14 protein-coding genes are annotated in these 19,035 nt (G+C 42.9%); 9 read left to right on the top strand and 5 right to left on the bottom strand.

The window, feature by feature from the left end; all coding sequences use genetic code 11:
* Together H5180_RS05775 and H5180_RS05780 are read right to left on the bottom strand one after the other, a co-directional pair.
* Nucleotides 1–756 (bottom strand): ABC transporter ATP-binding protein, encoded by a 756-nt coding sequence (locus H5180_RS05775; RefSeq protein WP_149982234.1) that lies wholly within the window; start codon nt 754–756, stop codon nt 1–3.
* A complete protein-coding gene (locus H5180_RS05780; protein WP_182757885.1) occupies nt 753–2,030 on the bottom strand; it encodes an efflux RND transporter periplasmic adaptor subunit in 1,278 nt (425 codons plus the stop codon). Before H5180_RS05780 ends, H5180_RS05775 begins: the two co-directional genes overlap by 4 nt.
* A 303-nt stretch (nt 2,031–2,333) precedes the next feature.
* On the opposite strand from H5180_RS05780, the gene H5180_RS05785 reads away from it, so the two are divergent.
* The 7 genes from H5180_RS05785 to H5180_RS05815 all read left to right on the top strand — a co-directional run bounded on the left by H5180_RS05785 (nt 2,334) and on the right by H5180_RS05815 (nt 10,972).
* Nucleotides 2,334–3,980, top strand: a complete 1,647-nt coding sequence (locus H5180_RS05785) for a methyl-accepting chemotaxis protein (RefSeq protein ID WP_182757886.1) — start codon at nt 2,334–2,336, stop codon at nt 3,978–3,980.
* Nucleotides 3,981–4,259: 279 nt separating this feature from the next.
* The gene (locus H5180_RS05790; protein WP_182757887.1) at nt 4,260–5,501 is read left to right on the top strand and encodes an OprO/OprP family phosphate-selective porin; all 1,242 of its coding nucleotides are present in this window, start codon (nt 4,260–4,262) and stop codon (nt 5,499–5,501) included.
* Nucleotides 5,502–5,513: 12 nt separating this feature from the next.
* The gene (locus H5180_RS05795; RefSeq protein ID WP_145240099.1) at nt 5,514–6,497 is read left to right on the top strand and encodes a tripartite tricarboxylate transporter substrate binding protein; all 984 of its coding nucleotides are present in this window, start codon (nt 5,514–5,516) and stop codon (nt 6,495–6,497) included.
* An 11-nt stretch (nt 6,498–6,508) separates the two neighbouring features.
* Nucleotides 6,509–6,976 carry a tripartite tricarboxylate transporter TctB family protein gene (locus H5180_RS05800; protein WP_145240097.1) on the top strand — a complete coding sequence of 156 codons (468 nt, stop codon included), beginning with the start codon at nt 6,509–6,511 and terminating at the stop codon, nt 6,974–6,976.
* 3 nt (nt 6,977–6,979) lie between these two features.
* Complete coding sequence (locus tag H5180_RS05805) at nt 6,980–8,521, top strand: tripartite tricarboxylate transporter permease (protein WP_182757888.1); 1,542 nt, start codon at nt 6,980–6,982, stop codon at nt 8,519–8,521.
* 12 nt (nt 8,522–8,533) lie between these two features.
* Entirely contained in the window at nt 8,534–10,156 is a 1,623-nt protein-coding gene (locus H5180_RS05810) for a sensor histidine kinase (protein ID WP_145240093.1), read from the top strand.
* 93 nt (nt 10,157–10,249) lie between these two features.
* A complete protein-coding gene (locus H5180_RS05815; protein ID WP_149982231.1) occupies nt 10,250–10,972 on the top strand; it encodes a response regulator in 723 nt (240 codons plus the stop codon).
* Here H5180_RS05815 and H5180_RS05820 read toward each other — a convergent pair.
* The 3 genes from H5180_RS05820 to H5180_RS05830 all read right to left on the bottom strand — a co-directional run bounded on the left by H5180_RS05820 (nt 10,969) and on the right by H5180_RS05830 (nt 16,674).
* Nucleotides 10,969–12,261: a DUF3472 domain-containing protein gene (locus H5180_RS05820; RefSeq protein WP_182757889.1), complete on the bottom strand. Its 1,293-nt coding sequence runs from the start codon at nt 12,259–12,261 to the stop codon at nt 10,969–10,971. The two genes, H5180_RS05815 and H5180_RS05820, sit on opposite strands and share 4 nt — an antisense overlap.
* Nucleotides 12,262–12,366: 105 nt before the next feature.
* Complete coding sequence (locus tag H5180_RS05825; protein WP_145240087.1) at nt 12,367–15,204, bottom strand: TonB-dependent receptor; 2,838 nt, start codon at nt 15,202–15,204, stop codon at nt 12,367–12,369.
* 96 nt (nt 15,205–15,300) lie between these two features.
* The gene (locus H5180_RS05830) at nt 15,301–16,674 is read right to left on the bottom strand and encodes a Gfo/Idh/MocA family protein (protein ID WP_182730721.1); all 1,374 of its coding nucleotides are present in this window, start codon (nt 16,672–16,674) and stop codon (nt 15,301–15,303) included.
* A 263-nt stretch (nt 16,675–16,937) separates the two neighbouring features.
* Between H5180_RS05830 and agaR the strand changes: the two genes are divergently transcribed.
* Nucleotides 16,938–17,708 (top strand): transcriptional repressor AgaR, encoded by a 771-nt coding sequence (gene agaR, locus H5180_RS05835; RefSeq protein WP_145240083.1) that lies wholly within the window; start codon nt 16,938–16,940, stop codon nt 17,706–17,708.
* A gap of 42 nt (nt 17,709–17,750) precedes the next feature.
* Nucleotides 17,751–19,034, top strand: a complete 1,284-nt coding sequence (locus tag H5180_RS05840; protein WP_149982228.1) for a D-tagatose-bisphosphate aldolase, class II, non-catalytic subunit — start codon at nt 17,751–17,753, stop codon at nt 19,032–19,034.
* The last annotated feature ends 1 nt before the right edge of the window (nt 19,035 follow it).

A 19,035-nucleotide genomic window follows, 5' to 3' on the forward strand; every position in this document is an offset into this window, starting at 1 on the left:
TTAAATCACCTCGGCAGTATCAGCGGATACAGCGCTGGTATTTTCAGTGTGCGTATCTTGGCGTGCTTGCGAATACGAGATAATTTCGCCATCGAGTAGTTTTAGCTGAGTTTTTGCGCGTCCTGCGTAACGTAAATCATGGGTTACCATACAAATGGTAGTGCCTTTTTGATTCAGTGCGTCGAGCAAGTCCATCACTGCATCACCATTTTTAGAGTCAAGGTTACCGGTTGGCTCATCAACCAATAAAATACTGGGTTTACCGGCAAGGGCGCGGGCAATAGCAATACGTTGTTGTTGCCCACCAGAGAGCTGATTAGGTTTATGTTGGGCGCGGTGCCCCATTTCAACCTCATCAAGAGCATGCTTTACTGCGCTCTGAATATCAGCTTGGCTCATAGCAGGCTCACGATAGGTCAGCGGCAATGCTACGTTATCAAACACCGAAAGTTCATCTATTAAATTAAATGACTGAAAAATAAAGCCAATATGTAAATTACGCAGCTCTGCCTGTTGGTCCATGTCGAGGGTGTTGGTATCGACGTTTTTAATAAAATATTGCCCCTCGGTAGGGCTGTCTAGCAAGCCAAGTAAAGATAACAGCGTTGATTTACCACAACCTGATGGGCCACTAATGCAAATATAATCGCCTTGATTTATTTCAAGGTCGATATTTTTGAGGGCGTAGGTTTCAACATTTTGGCTGCGATAAACCTTGGCGATATTTTTTAATGAGATAAGTGTATTGGTGTTCATAAACTTTCCTGTTCTATTTTTATAGTTGCCAAATGCTGCCATTTAGAGAGATCTGAAATGATCAGCTGTTCACCCACTTTAGCGCCGCTCAGCAGTTGAATTTTGTTATCACTGAGTGTACCAAATTCAATTTGCGTGGGGTGTGCTAAATGGGTAGTCGGGTTGAGTTTAAAAAGCGTAGCGTCAGTATCGGCTTGCACTTTGGTGGGTAAGTTAACGGTGAGTGCATTGGGTATGACGTGGCTTATTACATACCCTTCAATACTTAAATCTGGGCGTGCGTTAGCTGGCAACGAACCTGTTAAATCAAGTTCAATCATCACGCGGCCATCACTGACGATAGGGTCAATACGGGTGACAGTTGCGATTACTTCGCCACTATTACCCGTGCTAAACGTGTTTACTCTTGCTGGCATATTTAAAGCTATTTTTTCTGCATCGCTTTGTTGCACACTAAGCTCAGCCTTGAGAGCGGTATCTGAGCCTACTATGGCGAGCCGTGTACCTGGTGTAAGGTTTTGACCAAGCTCAACATTAAGCTCTTGCAGCATGCCGTCAATGCCGGCGGTGACCTGTAAGTCATCAAAGGCTTGCTGTTGTACTTGATAGTTCAATTCAAATTGGCTTAATAGCTCTTGTTGAATTTTACTGCGCTGATGGTGCATATCGGCTAATTGGACTAAGCGTTGCTTTTCAATATCAACACGTTGCTCTAGCTGCTTCACGGTTAATAAACTGCGCTTGTAATCAAGGCTTGAAACAATGCCTTGCTCGATTAATTTACTTTCGGCCTGTGCACGCAGTTGGGCACTTTCAAGCTCGCTTTTTAAAATAGTCAGGCTTGCTTGGCGCTCTAATAGCTGACTCTTTTGATTGATTATTTGTTCGTTAGCGCTGGCTTTTTGTCTTGCCAATTCGAGCCGTGCGACTGATAAACGTTGCGCTTGTAGTGGATTTACCAGGGTTAAAATAACGGTGTCTTTATTGACGCGGGTGCCGGGGTATACATGAATAGCTTCGACCATGGCGCTATCGGTATTGGTTAAATAACGCTGATACTTTGATTTTAAACGGCCAAAGCCACGTATTTTTATTACAAAATCAGCTTGAGTTACGGTGGCTATTTGCAGTTGATTAGCCGCCAATGTGGTAGGTGCTAGCCATGAGTAAATCAGCCAAATAATAAGCGCTATGCTAATAAGTAAGGTACCAAATATGAGTTTTTTACGCTGACTCGGTTTGGTGCTGCGTTTTAAGGTGTTATCTATATCCATGGCATTGGTAATTTGTTGTTAAGGCAATTGAATAACCTAAAGCGAATAACATGCCAAACTATAAGTGATTGAAATTACTTGGTTTGCTTTTTTATTGTTAGAAGCAGTTTCCCAGCTTTGGGAAAATAAAATTAAAAGTGGGAGTGTGGCTTATAGGGCTTAATAAATATACTTGGAATGGTCGTGGCTATTAGGTTTTTTAATTCTTTTTGTTCATTTAGTTTATTTGTTTTTTCAGGTACATAGCGCTATTTTTCTTTTAAACAGACCCTCCCATTGCCCGCAAACTGATAAGTGATAAAAATGAGCCAATTTATAAATAACCTTAGCTTTCGAGTTAAATTTGCTATTCCTGTCGTCGTCGCCTTAGTTATTTTTTCGGTGTTGTCGGGTTACGTGTTGTATACGTTTAAAGAGCAAGCTCGACTTAACAGTTTTATAAGCTTAGAGGTGCGAACGGTGCTGGACGATCTTGAAGACGGCTATCGTGATCTCTTTCAGGTGAAAACGGCAGGTTTGAGCATGGTGCTAGGACAAGGTGACAAACAAAACTATATAGTACAGCTTGCAGAGTACCGAGATAATATAGTTCGTATCGACGCGCGCCTTTCTAGCCCATTAAAGCTGGTGAAGTCTGGCTACATTGATGCGATCAATGCACAGCGGGTTACGAATATCAAAGCCGATGTCGCTATTTGGTCTCGTTACTACCAAGCACTTTTTAGTGATCACCAGCTTGCGGCTAGTTACTTAGCTGAGCATAAACAAGATATGGAAGCAGTGTTAGCGCGTATTCGCAAAAATGTTACTAGCATGCGTGATGAAATAGATGCCAAACTTACAAATTCTTTAATTGAAGTAACCGCTAATCAAGAGTCTGCTAGCTTTGCTTTGCAGTTTGGTATTGTATTGAGCTTTGTTTTATCAATAGCTGCAACTTGGCTGCTGTCTACCGTTATTTTGGCGCCGTTAAAGAAAATGCAGTTAGCATTAGAAAACATAGCTAGTGGCCAAGGCGATCTCACGCAACGGTTAAACAGTAAGTCAAACGATGAAATGGGTGCGCTTGCGCGTTCGTTTAATACCTTTATCAGTAAAATTCATAACACAGTATTGGCGGTTGTCGGCTCGGCTGAACAGGTGCGCAATGAAACTGAAAGTTTGCGCATTATTACTGCAAGTGTATTAAGTGAAGCCAGTAATCAGCAAATAGAAAGTGAGCAAGTGGCAGCTGCGGTAAATGAAATGAGCACGACCAGTGATAACGTAAGCCAAAACGCTAATGATGCGGCCAGTGCCACAAGTACTGCTAATAATGATGCCAATGTAGCAAAAGCCACAATTGAAGAAACCATTTCGTTAATTAATCAACTGGTGACCGACATTTCGGCATCGAGCGACGTAATAAACACCTTAGAGCAAGATGTAATGAATATCGCCACTGTGCTTGATGTTATCCGTGGTATTGCTGATCAAACAAACTTGTTAGCGTTAAATGCGGCCATTGAAGCCGCGCGCGCGGGTGAGCAGGGGCGAGGCTTTGCGGTCGTTGCTGACGAGGTGCGTTCATTAGCGAGTCGCACGCAAGATAGTACCGGAGAGATCAACGCCATGATTGAAAAGCTCCAACAAGGCACCAATCAAGCGGTTGGTGCAATGCAAGCCAGTACCAAAAGCGGTCAACAAACGATTGAGCACTCTCGCGGTGCCGCGCAATCGGTGCAGCGTATTAATGACGCAGTTACCATTATTAACGATATGAACATGCAAATTGCCACCGCTGCCACGCAGCAAAGCCAAGTGAGTGAAGATGTGAATATCAATGTGCAACGTATCGCTACATCAAGTGGCAATATGCTAGACAAAGTGGATCAGGCTGAGCGTGCATGCCAAGCATTGGCACAGCAGTGTCAACGGTTAGACAACCTAGTAAGCAACTTTAAAGTATAAGTATTATCAAGGGGGTGAATTATTTATCACCCCTTAAGATGCCTCTTTTAGCTAAACCTCAATAAATAATCAATTACTATCAACGAGTTATTAAACTGTAGTTTTGTGCATATTGTGCGTGATTTTTATGCGCTAAATGCATTTTAAGCAGATCAATGCAGCTTAAATTCTAAACATTTCGTTAATCTGACGTTAACACTATGCTCGAAGACAGATAGCAGTGTGTAGTCGCTCATCTAACGACAACAAAATCATCAACAGGTGTGGAGAGAACAACCAATGAAAGCAAGTAACACACAATTGGCTTTAGCCATTGCAGCAGCGCTAGCAAGTACCTCAGCATTCGCTGCCAATGACACTGAAAAATTACAGCAGCAACTAGACGAACTACAAAAAGAAGTCGCTGCGCTGAAGAAGTCTAGCGGCTTTAATTTGGAATTTGGTGGTCGAGTGCAACTTGATTACAACTATTTTGATGGTGCATATAACGCGAATAATGACGGTGATGCGGGCGGTGATTTTTTTGCGCGTCGTATTCGTACTTATGTTGAAAGTGAGCATGGTAACTGGGATCACAAGTTACTGCTTGAGTTTGCCGAAGGTACAGCAGAAATCGTGATGGCGCGAGTTCGTTATAATTTCGATAATGGTCTAAAAATTAAAGCGGGTAAAATCCGTGAAGACATCACTTTAAATGGCTTAACGAGCTCTAAGCATACCAATACTATAGAGCGCAGTACGCTAGCCAATACTTTTTCGCCGTTCTTCCGTTGGGGAGCGTCAGCGTCTCAATACTTTAAAGACAGTGGTTTTCGTTATGCCGTTGGTGTTTATAAAAATGATGCCTTTGGTGCGACGGGTCATGACGAAGATGATCAACTAACACTCGCTGCAACGGGACGTATTACTTGGTCAAGCGCAGCCCCAGGCGATGTGATTCATTTAGGTGCGTGGCATTCATACCGTGATATGGGTGGTAACGAGTTAGGTGCGCGCTTTGCCCGTGGCGAAATACGTGAAGCCAATGTACGTCTTGTTGATTATGCGGTGGGTGGTAATGCCGTGGCATTGGATAGTTTGTCGCAAAGTGGTCTTGAGTTTGCGTATCAAGCTGATGCATTAACGCTAGAGGCTGAATACGCAAGCCGCACACTCGATGCTGTTAATGGCGCCGACCCGCTTGATGGCGAGCGTTATGATGGTTTTCATGTATCAGCGAGCTACTTCTTAGGTGGTGAGCAACGCAGGTACAAAGCCGGTTCAGCATTATTTGTACAACCTAAAGGCATTAAAGATGCGTGGGAGCTTGTCGCCCGAGTATCACAAATGGATGCAACAAGTAGCACGCAAGGTACTGAAGTAACTACTTATACCCTAGGCACATCCTATTATATCAGCAGCGATATCAAATTTATGGGCAACTTGGTCTACAGCGATGTAGAGGGCCCAGGCGCAACTGCGTTAGTGGGTGATGAAGACTCAGGTATGGGCTTTAGTGCGCGCATGCAGTATTTATTTTAGGAGTAAATTGAGATGAACTTACTTAAAAAATCATTTAAATCATTTAAAACTACGGTACTTGCGGCATCGTTAGTACTAAGCAGTCCGTTTGCTATGGCTGACATTCACTTTTTAGTACCGGGCGGCCCTGGTGGCGGCTGGGATACCACAGCACGCGGTGTGGGTGAAGGTTTAGTGAAAGCGGGTATTGAAGATAATGCGTCTTTTCAAAATATGTCGGGCGGCGGCGGTGGCCGTGCAATCGCTTATCTGATTGAGTCTGGTACTAAAAAAGGCGATATCTTAATGGTTAACTCAACACCTATCGTGTTGCGGGCACTAACCGGTAAAATTCCTTACAGCTACCGTGATTTAACTCCCGTTGCCAGTATGATTGCCGACTACGGTGCGTTTGTAGTACGTAACGATTCGCCATTTAAAACCTGGCAGGATGTGATCGCAGCAATGAAAGAAGATTCAGGCTCTGTAAAAGTAGCTGGTGGCTCTGCACGTGGCAGCATGGATCACTTAGTTGCAGCGCAAGCAGTTAAAGCGGCAGGCCTTGACGGACGTCGTTTGCGTTATATCCCTTATGACGCGGGTGGTAAAGCCAAAGCAGGGTTGTTATCTGGCGAGGTTAACTTACTTTCTACCGGACTTAGCGAAGCGTTAGAAGTCGCTAATGGCGGTCAAGCGCGCATTCTAGCTGTGACCTCTGGTGAGGCACTACCAGATTATCCACAAATTCCAACCTTAAAATCACTTGGTTATGATATGGAGTTTGTTAATTGGCGTGGTTTCTTCGCGGCACCTAATTTACCGGCTGATAAACTTGCAGAATACACCGAGAAGTTACGTAAATTACAAACCACTCCAGAGTGGGAAGTAGTCCGTGCACGTAACGGTTGGTTAAACCTATTCCAAGAAAAAGATCAATTTATAAAGTCACTTGAACAGCAAGAAGCACAGCTTAAAGTTGTTATGGAAGAACTCGGCTTTATTCGTACGTCACGTTAATCGAGGCTTTTATGTTGAATCGCGAACTACTAGGGCCAAGTTTATTCTTGGCGCTATTTACCCTCTACGCCATTGTTGCATGGCAAATTCCGTTACTCCCATTTGAAGAGTATGAAACGGTTACTTCTGCCACCTTACCTAAAGTATATGCGGCATTTGGTATTATCGTTTGTCTGCTTTCTATCGGGGCTACTTTACTTAAACCAACTGCAGCCGTTGATGAAGATAATGCGCTCGAAAAGTCACATGTATTGCGAACAATCGGGTTGCTTATATTGATGGTGATATATAGCGCAGCGCTTGAGCCTATTGGCTTTTTAATCTCAACCAGTGCGTTTTTATTAGTTGGCTTTTTTGTTATGGGTGAGCGCCGCAAGGCTATTCTCTTATTGGCCTCTATCCCTGTTGCTGTAGTGTTTTGGTTTTTAATGACCCAAGTGCTCGGTATTTATTTGGTTCCTGGCAACCTGTGGAGTTAAGTTATGTTTGATGGAATTATGCTGGGCTTGTCGACCGTACTCGACTGGAACAATTTATTGTATGTCATAGTGGGTTGTTTTGTTGGTACCTTTATCGGCATGCTTCCGGGGCTTGGGCCAATTACTGCTATTGCGTTAATGATCCCAATTACTTATAGCATCGGTGCCGATTCAGGGATGATTCTGATGGCGGGGGTGTATTACGGTGCAATTTTTGGCGGTTCAACATCATCTATTTTAATTAATGCCCCAGGGGTGGCGGGTACAGTTGCGTCCTCCTTTGATGGCTATCCGCTGGCTAAACAAGGTCATGCTGGAAAAGCATTGGCGATAGCCGCTTACTCCTCCTTTATCGGCGGAACCATAGGCGCAATTTTATTGATGGTTGCAGCCCCCTTGTTGGCAAAAGTATCGCTGAGTTTTCAATCTCCAGATTACGTTGTACTGATGTTTTTAGGTTTAACAGCGATCGCGGCGTTTTCTAATAAAGGGCAATTTTTAAAAGCCATGATGATGACAGTATTTGGCTTAATGCTCGCGACTGTGGGGATTGATCCATCATCTGGTACTGAGCGTTTTACGTTAGGCCAAGCTGACTTACTTGATGGCATTAGCTTTTTATTAGTGGCAATGGCTACTTTTGCACTGGCTGAGGCGCTTATTAATGTAGTGCGTCCAGAGAAAAAAGAAACTAAAAGTATTAATGATTCAGACACACCGCAAATCGGTTCAACTAAATTGACCAAAGAAGAGATCAAAGACATTGCGCCAGTTATTGGCCGCTCGTCTATACTTGGTTTTATTGTTGGCGTATTGCCGGGTGCAGGTGCCACTATCGCTAGCTTTATGGCGTATGCGACGGAACGTAACTTAGCGCCTAAAGGCTTAAAAGAAAAGTTTGGTAAGGGTTCATTACGAGGCTTGGCAGCGCCAGAGTCTGCAAATAATGCAGCATGTACCGGTTCATTTGTACCATTATTGACATTAGGTATTCCAGGCTCGGGTACTACCGCTATTATGTTAGGTGCCTTAATTGCTTACGGTATTCAGCCAGGTCCAATGCTGATGCAAGAAAACCCAAGTGTATTTTGGGCGGTTATCGTTAGCATGTACTTTGGTAACATCGTATTGCTGATTTTGAATCTTCCTTTGATCCCATATTTTGCAAAAGTATTAGCGATGCCAAAATCAGTATTAACGATAATGATTTTGTTCTTCAGCTTAATTGGTGTGTATTTAGTTTCCTTTAATACCTTTGATTTATTTATGATGGTTGGCTTTGCTGTGGTGGCGTTGGTATTACGATTACTGGCTTTCCCAATGGCACCATTACTACTAGGCTTTATTTTAGGCGACATGATTGAGCGTAACTTCCGTCGTTCAATGATGATCTCGGATGGTTCATTAAGCTTCTTATGGGAACGCCCACTAACATTGAGCATTTTTGTTATCTCAATATTAGTGTTGTTATTTCCATTAAAAGACTTTATAACCCAACGCCGGGCAGATAAAGCGGCGCTCAAAGTGAAGCAAGAGCATGCATAATTGAGGTAAAAAATGAGCTACACCAAGACGCAAAATCCGCTGCAAAACATAGTTAAAAAGCCTAAGCGTTTAGAAACGCGGTTAATAATTTGGGTTACAGGGCTGTGTGTATTACAAGCGGTGTTATTTGGCGGTTTGGTGTATCGAATTACCGCACAAAGTTTGCATGATCACATTGGTGACAAAGCACTCGCTGTGGCGACGAGTATTGCATCAAGCGATGATGTCGTTAAAGCTTTAAAGAACCCTAGTAACTTGGTGGCAATCAACCAAGAAATAGAAAATCTGCGCCAGCTAACTGGCGCAGATTTTATTGTTATTGGTGATAAAAATGCGCATCGAATCGTCCATCCAGATAGCAATAAACTCGGTAAAAAAATGGTTGGCGGTGATAGCCAAGACGCGTTACACGGCGAGCGTTATATTTCAGTGGCGCAGGGCAGCTTAGGTGAATCCATTCGCGGTAAAGTGCCGGTATACGATGAGCAACAAAATATTATTGGTTTGGTCTCGGTCGGTTTTTTAGTGCAATCGGTTGAGCCGTTGATCCGTGAGCGGATTGTTGAAATTATGATTTGGGGTTTGTTGTTAGTTGCTTTGAGTATTATTGCCGCTATCTTTATTGGTCAGCGAGTAAGAAATGCCATCTTTGGTTTGCAACCAGATGAAATAGCGAGGTTGTTTTCAGAGCAGGACGCTATTTTAAATACCATGCGTAGCGGTGTTATTGCACTTGATCCCGACGGACGAGTACGCAAACTGACTCAGCGTGCCTGCGAAATTTTAGATAAACCAGTTGCCTGTATTAATCAGTCATTAACTCTGAAAGATTTACTGCCAGAGCATGCTGAGTTTTTATTACGCAATCAGCGTCGTAAAATGGTTGGCTTTGAGTTGTTTGCTGCGGATAAACGTTTGGTGTTGTCGCGTTTTTCATTGCAAGTGCAAGGGCAGGCTGATGGTATTTTACTCACTCTGCGCCCAGCTGATGAGCTTGAATACTTGAGCCAGCAACTTACTAAAGTACAAGCATTTGCCGAGTTGCTAAGGGTGCAAACCCATGACTATTCGAATAAGCTAAATCTAATTGGGGCGCTTATTCAAATGGGTAAAAATGAGCAAGCAATCGAATTGATCGGCCAAGAAAGCCAAGGTTCACAAGCACAGATCCACCATTTATTAGAACGTATTCAAGATCCTGTGTTAGCCGGTTTGCTGGTGGGTAAATACCATAAAGCCCGCGAGTTAAACGTAGTATTGGAATTAAACCCAGAAAGTCTACTTGGTGCCATCGCACGTACTGAAATGTTAGAACGAGTAGTATCAATCTTGGGCAACTTAATTGATAACGCCATTGATGCGGCGATCAGAGCCAGTAAAGATCGAGAACCTCATGTACGAGTCACGGTTGATGAAACGAGTAAGACATTATTGTTTGATGTCGAAGACAGTGGTTTTGGCTTGGGTAATGACCATGAAGTGATATTTACCCCACAATACAGTTCAAAAGCAGGGGCAGAGCATGGCATTGGTTTATATTTAGTGAAAACTAATTTAGATTCGTGTGGTGGTAGTTTAGAAATTGGTGAGTCAGATTTAAAAGGCGCGCGATTAAGCGTCTATATTCCTAAATAACCCTAAGGTAATTTAGGCTAATAAGCAGTGGCCAAGCAAACAATAATAAAAGTAAATGGGCTAACATTGCAACGCTAAAATGAGTAATAAAAAATGACATATTCAGTAGTTATCATCGAAGATGAGCTCGAAGTTGCACAACTTCTTGCTCAATACCTGCTTTTACCGAATGGGGTTGCGGGGAACCAAACTGCGCGACAAAGCTTGCGTCAAGGTCAGTATCAGGTAGTTGGTATTGCAGCAAACTTAAGTACTGCTACCGCGCTATTACAGGCGATAGAGCCCGATTTGATCTTACTTGATATCCATCTACCAGATGGCAATGGCCTTGAGTTATTAACCGACTTGCGTCGGCGCTCAATTAAAAGTGAAGTGATGCTACTGACTGCCGCCAAAGAAGTCGAAACTCTTGAAAAAGCGATGCAGTTAGGGGCCTGTGATTTTTTGGTTAAACCTTTGATGCTTAATCGACTTGATCAGGCGTTAGCGCGATTTGAGTCACGCCAGCAGTGTTTGTCTGATGCTAACGAGGTGACCCAATCTATGGTCGACACTTTATTTGGCTCAAGCGAACAAAGTAAAGCACCGGTTAGACTGCCTAAAGGGGTTGATCAGCTTACTTTAAAAAAGATTATTGATGCATTTAAAGAGCACAAAAAAACGCCCTTTACAGCACAGCAAATGGGCGATCTTGTAGGAGTAAGTCGCTCTACGGCACGCCGTTACTTAGAGTATTTACTAGAGGCAGAGCAAGTCAGTGCCGACCAAAGCTATGGCAGCATAGGTCGGCCAGAGCGCTGTTATAAAATGGCTTAGTTATCTGGCAAAGCGCTTAAGTCTACCTCAGGCGCTTGACCAACTGGGCGTTCAAATTCACTGTGTAATTTAGTTGGGCCTGTAAAAAAGCCAGTGTTGCGTAAGTAAAAACCTGCGTTTTCAGTGCCTCCTTGATAATCCATTCTCGATTGCTTGGCAGCCGTTGCATCATAAGTAAATTGTGCTTTATCAAGCGAGTGCCATTGGCCTTGAGTATCTCTGAGCCACTGATTACTGTATAGCGCTTTGCGCTCGAATTGCCCTGCATCAGGGATGAAGTTTTCTAAGAAGCTGTGTGGCCTTGCCACATATGTATCTGTACTAGGGCGTCTAAATGAAGCAATGAACAGCCACTTTGCGGCGATAGGGTCATAAAAATATGCGCTGTAGTCGGTATGATTAGCAAGGTTTTCAGTCGGATTTACTTTCAATAAAAAGCGGTAGGTTTGTTCTGCTTGCCAAGGGAATACTAAATAGCTTTGCCCGCCAGAACCTTCATTACCAAACTTACCGGTATACACATCATGCCCTTTAGCTAATTGCTGAATACGCATTTCCACAGGAATAGCAGCTGGATCATCGGTCTGAAAAGGACTCCATACTGAAAATAATACACGGCGTTCAGTGTCAGAGTTTACTTGCATACCAAAGTAACCCTCAGCAAAACCATTGGCCATAAAATACGAGCCTTGATGATCATACCCTTGTGGTACGCTCAGCTCTGAATAGAACCATTGATAGTTTTTAGTCTTGTCAGGTATGGGATAGTTTAAATGCACGGAAGGCCCGCGACGACCCCAATAAATATCATCTTTTACATATAAAGGCGCCGCCGACTCTTTATCTAGCGTGACAATAAGACCTTGAATATCAGCAAAGGTGTCAGCTGTTTTAGCGATACCGGTAAGTTGCAATTGTTGGTATCCGATTTGATCTGGCAGAAACTCGCCAAGATCGATATCTTGAAATTGCTGATTAGTGAGCGTAATTAACTGACTCTGTTGATTAAAGTCGACTTTAAGCTGGCTGCGATCGCCTGCAACTTTTACGCGCAACTTTAAATTAAAAGCCGCTTTTGTTGGCAGGTAAAAGTAGTGATTAACTGGTATTGTAGAGTCTTGCCAGTGCGTGATCCCCACATCACTAATCAGTTTTTTATTTGCTGCGATACTATGGCTAGTAGCACTATTGCCATAACTGGGAATAAAGTAATCCGTGGTTTGGTTTGCCACTGCAAATGGCGAAAATGAAGTCCATAATAATGAACCAATAAATAGTAAAACTCTCATAGTGAGCTCCATAAAAAGCGCCGACAAACGGCGCTAATATAAGAGGGTATACCCAAGCCTCCTCAAGATGTGAATTTTGCATCTTGAGGTGGTTTGGGTATAAGCTTAAAATGATGCTGAAAAGCCAAGGCTAATCGAGCGACCATAGCGCGCTAAGCGACGAATTTGTTCTTCTGTTTTTACGTATGACCACTGTCTTTCATTGGTTAAGTTGGTTACGCTTAAATCAACTCGCACTTTCTCAGTGATATTGTAACTGGCACTGAAATCGTATTGGCCGTAGTCTGCCGCCCACTCTGGTCCGCCCCATGCATCAGGATAGACTAAGTAGTCGTCGCGCCAGTTATAAGCAATACGAGTTTGATAATCACCTTTTTCATAATAAATAACCGCGTTATACGAGTGCTCAGACATCCCCACAAATGGCAGATCATTTAGCTCTTCGTCGTCATAGCTGCTGTCTGTGAAAGTATAGTTTATTTGTACACCCAGGCCATCGAATGGTGCTGGAAGTATTTCGTCAAAAGACTGCTGATAAGCTGTTTCAAAGCCTAAAATTGTTGCGCCTTTTTCCGATGTAGGTGAGATTTTTGTAAAAACTGGGCCTTCTACAGCCACTCCATCTTTAAAATAATTACCCACTTGCGCAGTGCCTACTCGGCCGCGGGCAATCACTGATTCGATGTCTTTATAGTAGGCTGCAAAGGTTAGTGCACCATAGTCAGAGAAATACCATTCAATCGTCGTATCTATTTGATTGGCTCTTAGTGGCTTAATACCCGGGTTTGAGGCATGGTATTCGGCATTATTAAAATCTAAGTAGCTATAAGGCGATAGATAATCTAAGTTTGGCCGTGTGATTACTTTAGCCGCACTAAAACGATAGAGTAAGTCATCACGTAGATGCAATTTAAAGTTTAAGCTCGGTAGTACGTCGGTGTAGCTTTCTTCAGTGGTGGAGCGGGTGTAATAATCTTCAATTTCACCCTCAACGCGATAGCTTAATGCGCCATCTTTTTCGGTTATATTGTAACGAACATTATCAACATCAAAGATGTAACCATCTGATGTGACATCGGTTTGTATTACACGGACGCCCATGTTTAGTGCAAAAGGCAGTTTAGCAATATCGCCTTGTAAATTTGCTTCAACAAAAGCCGCTAAGGTCTGCTCAGTAAGGGCGAATGAATCCTTTGGGCTGTTCTTTGCGACAATTTTATCTTGCGCCGCTTGTGGATTAATTGATTCATAAAAAGCATACAGTTTGTCGTAATTAAAGCTTGCCCATGGATCAGGATGTTTACCAGGCTCACCATCTAAGAAGTTATCAAAGTTAGCTGGCACGAGTACATCTGCTGGTAAACGAAATAAGTTTAAGCCGCCTAGCTCTTCAACACTTGAGTCGTCAAAACTGTCGTATTCTGAGTTTTTAAAATAAGCGCCACCATTACTGAACATTGATGCATTTTTTGATTTATAAACACTGCGTTCTTTGGTTTGTTTGCCGTAATGAACGCCAAATTGAATATCTTTCACTAGTTCAAAAGAGGGAATATAGGTTGCTGCTAAGCGCACCTCTTCTATTTGGTCTTTCACATCGGTGCCTGAATTGTAGCTGTAATGCGCACCAAAAGGTTGTTCTGCACTCAGTGCTGGGGTCATGGTCACATCTGGCAGCATATTACTACCGGTTTGGTCGATAGTGATACCATCAACAAAACCACGTGCAACAATAAAACGATTGTTACCATTGCTGACATTTTTAGCTTGTGACTGTGAAATATCTAAATCAACCGTTAAGCTCTCTGTGGCATACCAAACCGTATTAAAACCCCATTGCCAAGTATCTGTATTACGTGGCACAGACACATTTAACAGCTCAGCCATTGCGCCATCAACTAGTTCTACATAATTAGCGTTACCATCTTCATTGAACTTTACTTCACCGATAGCGGGGATCCCCGGTGTCCAAGATTCATCATAGGTTACAAATGAAATTTGATATTGCTCACCATTGGTTTCGTATTGTGAGTACATGCTGTCAAAGTTAACATCTATACTATCTGACGGGCGCCATTGCAGCGCTAAGCTTGCACCCAGTCGCTCACGCGTATCCTGCCAATTTGAATAACGAACGTAGCCTGGAATAATCGATGGGTATGATTGCTCATTATCTTCAAGCTTGCCGTTACCGTTACTATCGATTGGGATACGTACATCAACATTCTCGTCTGGATCATAAAAACCTTCACCTTCATAAGAGTCTTCACGCTGTGTACGTTCAGAATATACCGCTGTAAACAGCGCTCCAAAGGTATTATCAAAAAAGGTATCACTAATTAAAAACGAAGCTTGTGGATTGGTGTCGCCAGTACGTTCTTCATAAATGCCTTTGGCACTGCCTGATAAAGTGAAACCATCTAAATCCAAAGGTTTGCGGGTTTTGATATTGATAACTGAGCCAATGCCGCCTTCTTGTGTTTTACTTTGTGGGGATTTGTATACTTCGAGGGATTGGACTATTTCGGGGGCGATTAAATCAAAATTAAAGTTACGGCTAGAATGCTCTGATGCCATACGTCGGCCATTAACGGTGGTAACGTTGTAGTCACCACCTAAACCTCGCACGGTAACATTTTGGCCCTCGCCGCCGTTACGGGTAATTGCAATCCCCGTCATCCGTTGCAATGCCTCGGCAATGTTTTGGTCGGGAAACTTACCGATATCTTCTGCAACGATAGCATCCATAACCCCCACAGCTTGTTGTTTTAAATACAGGGATTCTTTAATACTCGAGCGAACACCTCTAACTTCAATTACTTCGACTTGCTCTGCTTCGGCTTCTTTTTCTTTTTTTTTGTCTTCATCAGCTGCCAGCGAGGTGCCACTGAAGATGGCGCTCATAGACAAAAACAGTGTGGACAGTTTTAGTTGTGCTTTCATAATAGTTACCTGTATTTTACTTGTTGATGGTTGTTTTTTTATTGAGTTATTGCCACGCGTGTTGAGTGTATTTTTCTCCAACACGCGTGAGGTTAATTACGAAATAATGCCAAGTGGTTTTGCTTGCTGCCAAAGACCACGGGTGAAATCTGGGAAGTCTTTGCTGTTACTTCTATCGGCTACAGAATCAACAGATAGCGGGAAAACAGCTGACCATGCTGCTGCGTCATACACATCTTGATCAAGTGGTTCGCCATTGCGTAGGCAAAAAATAATCCGCCAAAACATCAAGAAGTCCATGCCACCATGGCCGCCGTTGCGTTCAGCCTCAGCGCCCATTTTTTGCCAGAGCGGATGATCGTATTTGTTATACCAATCAGCCATGTCGTAATCCCACTCGTGATAGCTTTTACTGCCACCTTGCTCAAGTGCGATCCTATTTGGAAAGCCAGCAAAAACACCGTTAGTGCCTTGAATTAAGTTATGACGAGAATAAGGACGTGGGGTGGTGGTATCGTGTTGCACCATAATGCTGCGACCTTTAACCGTTTTAATAATGCTGGTATTCATATCACCCGCAATATAGTTAAGTTTGTTGCGGCTATGATCTGCGGGGAATTCTTTTTTAGCGTAGGCTGCACGGCCTAATGATGGCGAGCTCATCGAGCTTATATAGTCAAAACGATCGCCACGATTGATATTCATGTATTGTGAAACAGGGCCTAAGCCATGAGTTGGGTATAAATTACCATTAACCGCTGCATGCCATGGTGTACGCCAAGAACCTGTTTTATGGTCAATTTCTTTCATTTGCCAGCGTAGCTCATGGATATATGCTGCTTCACCATGCAACAATTCACCAAAAACGCCTTGGCGAACCATATTAAGAACCATTAATTCGTCGCGTCCGTAGCAAACATTTTCCAACATCATGCAGTTTTTTTGAGTTCGCTCAGAGGTGTTTACTAGTTGCCATGCCTCTTCTACAGTCACAGCTGCTGGTACTTCAACAAAAGCATGCTTGCCGCTTTCCATGGTATCGACAGCCATCGGCGTATGCCACTGCCATGGCGTTGAAATAATAACAATATCAATGTCTTGGCGTTCTAGCATGCGACGGTAATCGTGATCGTTTTTGCCATAGGTATCTGGTTTTTTAAAACCTTTATCAACGACAATCTTCACGGCCCTGTCTACAACGGCCTGATGGGTATCGCAAATTGCTTTAATTTCAACGCCATCGAGATGACAAAAATGCTTAACAGCACCAACACCACGTTCACCCACGCCAATAAAGCCAACCCTTACTACGTCCATTTTTGGCACTGTTAAGCCAAGGGTTGAACGTCCTTGTTGTGCGGTTCTTAATATTGATTTGGAATTGGTGGTAGAGGTACAACCCAAAGCCGCGCTGGTTGCTGCAATTGCGGCCATTGATTGTAAAAATCGTCTACGGTTGAGATCGCCCATAACATTGCCCTTATTGTTTATTATTTGTAAATTTGTTTTCGCAGGCTTTTATTTGTACACACAATGAAATGTCAATGCAAGATAAAAATCTTTCATTTACTTTCGTTTTAGTGGTGTTGTTTTTTATTTTTTATTTTAAAGTCTTTATTTACAATGGTTTAATTGCACTTTTTAATGTTTAAAGATAAATGTAAAAAAATTGAATTGAAAGTAAACGAAAGCTGCGTACAATGAATGAAAGTTAACAATGAAAGAGAGCGGGCATGCTTAACACTATCGAAAGGCGTCATGAGATTGTGCAATTGGTCTACAAACAAGAGCGGGTGCAGGTTCCTGAGTTAGCTCAGTTGTTTGGTGTTTCAACGGTAACTATCCGTAACGACTTAAATGAGTTGGATGAAAAAGGATTGTTGGTACGGTCCCGTGGTGGTGCAGTTGCCAGTAATCGCTTAACTCAAGAATTATCATTAAAAGAAAAACACGATGCAAATCGCGGTATTAAAGAGCGCTTAGGTAAATTTGCAGCGAGTCTAATTAAGGATGGTGAATCGATTATTTTAGACTCAGGGACAACAACTGAAGAAGTCGCTAAAAATCTAACCAGCCACCACGGCGTAGTTGTGATGACCAATGGCTTAAATGTGGCGCACTCACTACTTAATGCGCCATCGGTTGAAGTGTTAATGACTGGTGGCACGCTACGTAAAAAATCACTGTCATTTTATGGCCGCCAAGCTGAACAGCACTTACAACAATATCACTTTGATAAGTTAATTTTGGGTGTTGATGGCTTTGAAAAAGATATTGGTATTACAACGCACTTTGAGCTTGAAGCTCTGCTAAATCGGGTGATGTGTGAAGTATCGCGAGAGATCATAGTAGTAACAGATTCTAGTAAATTTAATCGTAAAGGCGTGCATAAAATTATTGCCGCCAGTGAAATAAACGTACTGGTTACAGACAGTGGAATTCCAGCAGAGATAAAAACCGCGCTCGAAGATGCAGGTGTGCGGTTACATATTCTCGATCTTTAACTTTCATAACTAAACAAAGATTATCTAACGAAGAGGCTTGCAATGACGATATTACAGCAATTAATCGCAGCGAATAAACGCGGCGAAAAACAGGGTATTTATGCCGTTTGTTCCGCTCATCCATTGGTGCTAGAAGCTGCCATATTGCAAGCCAAACAAGATAATAGTTATTTATTAATCGAAGCAACCGCTAATCAGGTCAATCAGTTTGGTGGTTATACGGGTATGTTACCTGCTGATTTTATGGCATTTATTGAGCAGCTTGCGACAAAGCAAGAGTTTGCAATTGATAAGCTGATCCTTGGCGGTGACCATTTAGGCCCTGTGTGTTGGTGTGATGAAAGCGCTGAATCGGCGATGCAAAAAGCTGAGCAGTTGATCGCCAGTTATGTTGGTGCAGGATTCAAAAAAATTCACTTAGACACCAGTATGCGCTGCGCCGATGATGAATTAATTTTAGCTGATGAAACAGTTGCAACACGTGCGGCGCAGTTGTGTGCAGTGGCTGAACAAACAGCATTAGATACCTTTGGCCGCAGTGACTTAGTCTATGTTATTGGTACTGAGGTGCCGCCGCCCGGTGGTGCCGATGAGCAAATAGATACGCTTGCAGTCACAGAAACTGACCATGTTGCTAGTACATTGGCATTGCATCACGATGCATTTTTACAGCAGGGGTTATCATCGGCATGGCAGCGAGTAGTTGGCTTGGTTGTACAGCCAGGTGTGGAATTCGATAACACGCAAGTATTTGATTATGATAGCGCTAAAGCGCAACGGCTAAAGCAATATATAAAGGCCGTTGATGGCATTGCCTTTGAAGCACATTCAACTGATTATCAAACGCCCATTGCGTATCAACAATTAGTAAATGATCATTTTGCGATTTTAAAAGTGGGCCCAGAGCTTACCTTTGCTTTGCGTGAGGCATTATTTGCATTAAGCCATATTGAAGATGCGCTAATAGACACCGAGCAATGTTCACATATACGCACTGTTATTGATGCCGATATGCAGCAGTTTCCGAAAAATTGGCAGCGTTTTTATCAAGTTGATAAATCAGTGCAGCAGCTTTATCGTCGCTTTAGTTTTAGTGATCGAATCCGTTATTACTGGGGACAACAAGGCAATCAAGCTGCCGTTGATAAGCTATTTTGTAATTTACAAAAACAACCGATACCACTGCCGTTACTAAGCCAATATATGCCATTGCAGTATCTTGCAGTGCGAAATAACACCCTGCAAAACAGCCCTAAATCTTTGGTACTTCATCACATAATGCAAGTAACCAGTCGCTACGCAGATGCGTGTTTTAAACAACAATAGA

The organism is Pseudoalteromonas sp. SR41-4 (assembly GCF_014163985.1).
Lineage (GTDB): Bacteria > Pseudomonadota > Gammaproteobacteria > Enterobacterales > Alteromonadaceae > Pseudoalteromonas > Pseudoalteromonas rhizosphaerae.